General features: G+C 51.6%; 6 protein-coding genes. 3 read left to right on the forward strand and 3 right to left on the reverse strand.

The window, feature by feature from the left end:
- A partial coding sequence (locus R3177_RS12320; RefSeq protein ID WP_318971328.1) for a fumarate hydratase occupies positions 1–1,402 on the reverse strand: 1,402 nt, incomplete at its 3' end.
- A 96-nt stretch (positions 1,403–1,498) separates the two neighbouring features.
- Here R3177_RS12320 and pabB point away from each other — a divergent pair.
- From pabB to R3177_RS12335, 3 genes are all read left to right on the forward strand, one after another.
- Positions 1,499–2,911, forward strand: a complete 1,413-nt coding sequence (gene pabB / locus R3177_RS12325; protein ID WP_318971329.1) for an aminodeoxychorismate synthase component I — start codon at positions 1,499–1,501, stop codon at positions 2,909–2,911.
- Positions 2,901–3,503, forward strand: a complete 603-nt coding sequence (locus R3177_RS12330; protein ID WP_318971330.1) for a CoA pyrophosphatase — start codon at positions 2,901–2,903, stop codon at positions 3,501–3,503. Before pabB ends, R3177_RS12330 begins: the two co-directional genes overlap by 11 nt.
- Positions 3,504–3,811: 308 nt before the next feature.
- The gene (locus tag R3177_RS12335) at positions 3,812–5,194 is read left to right on the forward strand and encodes an L-serine ammonia-lyase (protein WP_318971331.1); all 1,383 of its coding nucleotides are present in this window, start codon (positions 3,812–3,814) and stop codon (positions 5,192–5,194) included.
- Between the two features lie 23 nt (positions 5,195–5,217).
- Here the strand turns inward: R3177_RS12335 and R3177_RS12340 are convergent, their stop codons facing one another.
- Both R3177_RS12340 and R3177_RS12345 read right to left on the reverse strand, forming a co-directional pair.
- Positions 5,218–5,478, reverse strand: coding sequence for a DUF2007 domain-containing protein (locus R3177_RS12340; RefSeq protein WP_318971332.1), 261 nt, complete (start codon positions 5,476–5,478; stop codon positions 5,218–5,220).
- Between the two features lie 7 nt (positions 5,479–5,485).
- The coding region (locus tag R3177_RS12345) for an L-lactate permease (RefSeq protein WP_318971333.1) at positions 5,486–6,170 on the reverse strand (685 nt) is incomplete at its 5' end.

The raw sequence follows: 6,170 nt of genomic DNA on the forward strand, positions 1-6,170 counted from the left end.
AAATGGCCTCCATACCTAAATCGGCAAAAGCCACTACCCGGGATTTTTTAATGGCTTTTGACACCAGATAAGCAGCACCGCCCACTGCCATCAGATACACCGCTTTGTGCTTTTTAATACTCTCAACGGTTAAATCGCCCCGCTCCGACTTACCAATCATGCCAAGTAACCCGGTTTGCGACAGCATCATCTCGGTAAACTTATCCATCCGGGTGGCGGTCGTCGGGCCTGCCGGGCCAACGACTTCATCGCGCACCGCATCAACCGGCCCAACGTAATAAATAAAACGGTTTTTAAGGTCAACCCCTTCTGGTAAGCCCTCGCCTTTATTCAGCATATCGGCTATCCGTTTATGGGCAGCATCCCGGCCGGTCAGCATTTTACCGCTTAGCAATACTGTTTCGCCTGCCTGCCAGCTTTGCACATCAGCCGGGGTAATGGTATCCAGATTGACCCGCCGCACCTTTTCGCCAAGCTCCCAGGTAACCTGTGGCCAGTCTTCCAGTTTTGGTGGTTGAATATCTGCCGGACCGCTGCCATCTAAGTGAAAATGTAAGTGGCGGGTCGCGGCACAGTTGGGGATCATCACGACCGGTAAACTGGCAGCATGGGTCGGTACGCTGTTAATTTTGACATCGACCACGGTGGTTAAACCACCTAACCCCTGGGCACCAATGCCGAGTTTATTGACTTTCTCGTACAGCTCTAAACGCAGTTTTTCATCAGCCGTTTGCGCGCCCTTTGCAATCAGCTGCTGAATATCCACCGGCTCCATCAGCGCTTCTTTGGCCAGCACCGCAGCTTTTTCGGCAGTACCGCCAATGCCAATGCCAAGCATGCCCGGCGGACACCAGCCAGCACCCATTTTAGGCAGTGTTTCCAGCACCCAGTCAACAATAGAATCTGACGGATTAAGCATGGCCATCTTGGTTTTATTTTCGGAGCCGCCGCCTTTGGCCGCAATCATCACTTCGACCTGATCACCAGCGACTAAATCAATGTGCACCACTGATGGCGTGTTATCTTTGGTATTTTTCCGAGCGCCGGCCGGGTCAGCGACGATAGAGGCGCGCAGCGGGTTATCCGGATTCAGGTAAGCACGCCTCGTGCCTTCGTCCACCATTTGCTGTACGGTCAGGTCGGTTTTATCCCACTTTACATCCATACCAATTTTAACGAAACAAGTGACAATGCCGGTATCCTGGCAAATTGGCCGGTGGCCTTCAGCCGACATCCGGGAATTAATCAGAATTTGGGCAATGGCATCTTTGGCAGCCTGGTTCTGCTCTTTATGATAAGCCTGCTCCAGTGCCTGAATAAAATCCAGCGGATGATAGTACGAGATATACTGCAACGCATCTTCAATACTCTCGATAAAGTCTTGTTGGCGAATTACCGTCATGCTTTCTTTCCTTTGCTGCCAAAACTGGCTTGGTCATTAACTAATGGGTAGAGTGCTGGTATGATAGCGCGCATCGAAAACAGCGGCTAGCCTTCTATGCAGCAGTATTTAATTCCACAACCTGCGCCTGCGGATTTAACCCCCCTTTTTGGCCATTTTGCCAGCCAGCCCTGGGCGATGCTGCTTGACTCGGCTGCTGGTGAGCACCCCAACAGCCGTTTTCAGATAATGGTAATGCAGCCTCTTGCTACGCTGACAGCCAGTAATGGCATCACGATTTTATGTGATGAGCTTGGTAGCCACGACTACCCGCAAGACCCTTTTACGGTGCTAGATTGCGCGCTGAAACGCTACTTTCCTGTGCCAGCTGACAGCACGCTGCCCTTTAGCGGCGGCGCCCTGGGTTATTTCGGTTATGATTTAGGCCGCTATCTTGAACAGCTGCCGGCGGTGAGCGTGCATGATATTCCCCTGCCGGATATGGCGATAGGTTTGTACAGCACAGCACTGGTACTGGATAAGCAGCTAAAACAGTTATGGTGCGTTGATTATCAAGGCAATGCCGAGGCACAATGGCAAAAACTGCAATATCAGCTGGCGCAACCGGTTAACAGCAGCCCTTTTCAGCTGACCAGTCACTGGCAGGCTAATCTCAGCCAGCAGCAATACAATGATCGGTTTGAGCAAATTCAGCAGCATTTATTAAGTGGTAACTGCTATCAGATTAACTTAGCGCAGCGCTTCAGTGCCCGCTATCAGGGCGACGAGTGGCATGCATACCTGGCATTAAGAGAGGCCAACGCTGCGCCTTTTTCAGCTTTTATCCGGCTGGAACAGGGCGCGGTACTCAGTATTTCGCCAGAGCGTTTTTTGCAGTTAAAAAACGGTCAGGTTGAAACCAAACCCATTAAAGGCACCCGCCCCCGCCATTCCAATCCAGAGTTCGACCAGCAAGCCGCTGCACAGCTGCAACAGGCTGAGAAAGATCGGGCCGAAAATGTGATGATTGTTGATTTACTGCGCAATGACTTAGGCAAAGTCTGCCGCACCGGCAGCGTTGCAGTACCAGAGCTGTTTACCATTGAAAGCTTTCCGGCGGTACATCATTTAGTCAGTACTGTTACCGGCACGCTGGCCCCACAGTACAGTGCCTGTGATTTACTGCGCGGTGCTTTTCCGGGCGGTTCTATTACCGGCGCACCAAAAGTTGCCGCCATGCAGATTATTGAACAGCTGGAACCGCACCGTCGTTCCGTGTATTGCGGTGCCATTGGCTATATTAATAATAATGGTGATATGGATACCAATATCGCCATTCGAACCCTGGTTTGCAGCGATGCAAAAATTAACTGTTGGGCAGGTGGCGGCATTGTTGCTGACTCTGAAGCCGGCAGTGAATATCAGGAAACGCTGGACAAGGTAAACAAAATATTGCCGGTACTGGTTAATCTAAATACCTCAGCGGTCAGCGCTGTGCCGCAAACTCAGGACACCGCCGATGCTGGCTGAAGACTTTTGCAGCCGTTTTGTATTAACTCCCAATCCGGCGACGGCAGCCGGGCCGCTGCCTGCCGTTAAAGGGCCGGTGCCATTAGCGAATAAGCCGCACAGCACCTCACAGCATGCTGCGGTGCTGGTGCCGGTCGTGGATTATGGTAACCAGCTTAAGGTGTTATTTACCCAAAGGGCGCTGCACCTGCGCCATCATCCGGGCCAGATCAGCTTTCCCGGCGGCAGAATGGAACCGGGCGAGACCAGCAGCCAGGCCGCACTGCGTGAGGCGGAAGAAGAAATTGGCCTGACTGGGTCTGAGGTTATCTTGCTGGGCCGGTTACCAGCGCAGGATACCACCACCGGCTTTATTATTGAGCCCTGGGTGGGTCTGATACCGCCACAGCGTACTTTTCAGCTGCAGGTAGCAGAGGTGGCCGCGGTATTTGAAGTCCCCCTTGCCCATTTCTTACCACAGCAAAACCGTCATCAGCTATCACTGACCTTGCGCGGTAAAACCCGCGATCTGCATTTTATGCCATATCAGGATAAGTTTATCTGGGGCGCTACCGCCGCCATTATGCATCAGCTCTGTTTGCAATTGGCTTAATGTAAGATTTAGTTTACAAAAAATACTGTGCACAGCATTGAATACCAAATGCATAGACTTAAATGAGTCGAACCGGTTTGCTCGCGCCAACACGCCGTGAACCCATCCTTGGGGGCTCGTTTCCGCCCATCCAGGGCTTCAACGGTTGGCTTAGAGCAAACTGATTCTCGTCCGAATACCCTTCCCCACGGTTCCGGCGCCTTTACAAGCTGTAATAACACCCGACCAGTTACCAAGCCGCTTACAGTCATGGCCTGCTTCCGTTACAATGGCCGCAATTTCCTAAAATAACCGATTAGATACTTATTATGATTATCAGTGCTTTTGACATGTTCAGTATTGGCATTGGCCCCTCCAGTTCGCACACTGTGGGCCCGATGCGCGCCGCCAAAAAATTTACCGATAACTTAAGCGAAGCGTCGCTGCTGGAAAAAGTCGCCAGCATAAAAGTAGAGTTGTATGGCTCACTGGGTCAGACCGGTGTTGGTCATGGTACCGGTAAAGCAGTGATCCTCGGTTTATCCGGCTATTTACCAGAAACCATTGATCCTGACAGCATCGACGGTTTATTAAAGCAGGTACACGACAGTCAGCAGCTGCAACTGGCACAAAGCCACAGCGTAAAATTTCCGCGTGAAGGCGCCATTGTGTTTCACCGGCGTAAAACCTTAAAAGAGCATTCCAATGGCATGGAGTTGGTGGCCTTTGACAGCAGCAAAAATGAATTACTGCGCGAAATATACTTTTCTATCGGCGGTGGCTTTATTGTTAAAGCAGAAGATTTCGCCAAGGAAAAAGAAGCAGCCAGCCAGTTTGCTGCTGATAATCCGCCGCCCTTTCCATTTGAATCCGGCAGCGAACTGTTGGCCCTGTGTAAAGAGCATGGTTTGTCGATTTCCGGTTTAATGCTGGAAAATGAGAAAGTGCTGAGAAAGCCCGCTCAGATTGAAAGCGAGCTGAATACTATCTGGTTAACGATGCGGGCCTGTATTGAACGCGGTATTAAAACCGAAGGTATTCTGCCAGGCGGTTTAAAAGTAAAACGGCGGGCGCCGGCGCTGTATAAACGGCTGATGTCGGAGAAAAGCAGCGACCCGCTGCAGGTGATGGACTGGGTTAATTTGTTTGCGCTGGCAGTAAATGAAGAAAACGCCGCCGGGGGCCGGGTCGTAACCGCGCCGACTAATGGTGCTGCCGGTATTATTCCGGCGGTGCTGATGTATTACGATAAATTTATTCAGCCGGTCAGCCCGGAAATTGCCACCCGCTACCTGTTAACCGCCGCTGCTATTGGCATTTTATATAAGAAAAATGCTTCTATCTCAGGTGCTGAAGTCGGTTGTCAGGGTGAAGTGGGCGTCGCCTGTTCAATGGCAGCTGCTGCGCTGACTGAAATTCAGGGTGGTACACCGCTACATGTTGAAAACGCGGCAGAGATTGGCATGGAGCACAATCTGGGTTTAACCTGCGATCCGGTTGGCGGTTTAGTGCAGGTGCCGTGTATTGAACGTAATGCCATGGGCTCAATTAAGGCCATTAATGCCTCGCGGCTGGCGCTGCGTGGCAGTGGCGAGCAGAAGGTATCACTGGATAAAGTGATTAAAACCATGTGGGACACCGGGCGCGATATGCAAACCAAATATAAGGAAACGTCACGCGGCGGCCTGGCGGTAAATATTATTGAGTGTTAACGGCTTACTGATATCAAAAGGTATTAGTCAGCTTCGGTTGCCAGTAGCGGATCATCCGGTTCGCTCTGGCCAACTGCGTTATTCTGATACTCTGCAACAATTTTTTCAGCCTGCTCGCTATCTTCATCCTGTACCAGAATAGTAGCAATGCCAAGGGGTGCCACATCTCCTACAGCACCTTGCAGATAATGGCCGCCAACATGCGCCTCTATGCCGTAGGATTGCAGCATACCGGCGACGATATGGGCTTCCAGGATATCGTTAGCGTTAAAAATAATTTTCATAGTTGCCTTACAACGCTTGTTTTAACAGCAGCCATGCCACCGTGCTGGCAGCGAAACAGTAAAATAACATCGGCCACAGCGTATAGCGAATAATATCGCCCTCCCGGCCCTGCAAATTAACGACACTGGCCGCGGCCACCACATTAACCACGCAAATCATATTGCCGGCATTGGCACCCAGCATCTGCAGAGCCAATACCAGGGTCTGTGGTAAACCGGCTTCAGTGGCCATTGCCTGCTGAAAACCGCCAAACATTAAATTAGAAAAGGTTGCCGAGCCGGCAATAAACGAGCCCAGGGCCCCGACAAAAGGCGCTATCCACAGCCAGCTGTCGGCTAAATAGCGGGCGGCTTCTGCGGCCAGGGCGATTGGCATCGCCGGCAAGCCTGCGGTATTCACATCAGACTGCAGAAAAATTCTGACCATTGGCACCGCGCCGGCCAGTGCAATAACGGAGGGTAACAGCATCCGGCCGCTTTGCCCGATACAGCGACCTAGCATACCGGCAGACCCTTTAAGTAAAAAACAGCTGACCAGGGCAACCAGCACAAATAAGCTGCCGGGTAAATACAGCGGACTGACAGTGACGGTCAGTTCGGTACCAAAAATAGCAGACCACTGCCAGGCCAGTTGTTGTAATCCGGCTTTAAACGGCAGCCCCGGCAATCGGGTCAGGACCAACAGCAAGGCA

It is taken from the genome of Arsukibacterium sp., assembly GCF_033722355.1.
In the GTDB taxonomy this organism is placed as follows: domain Bacteria; phylum Pseudomonadota; class Gammaproteobacteria; order Enterobacterales; family Alteromonadaceae; genus Alishewanella.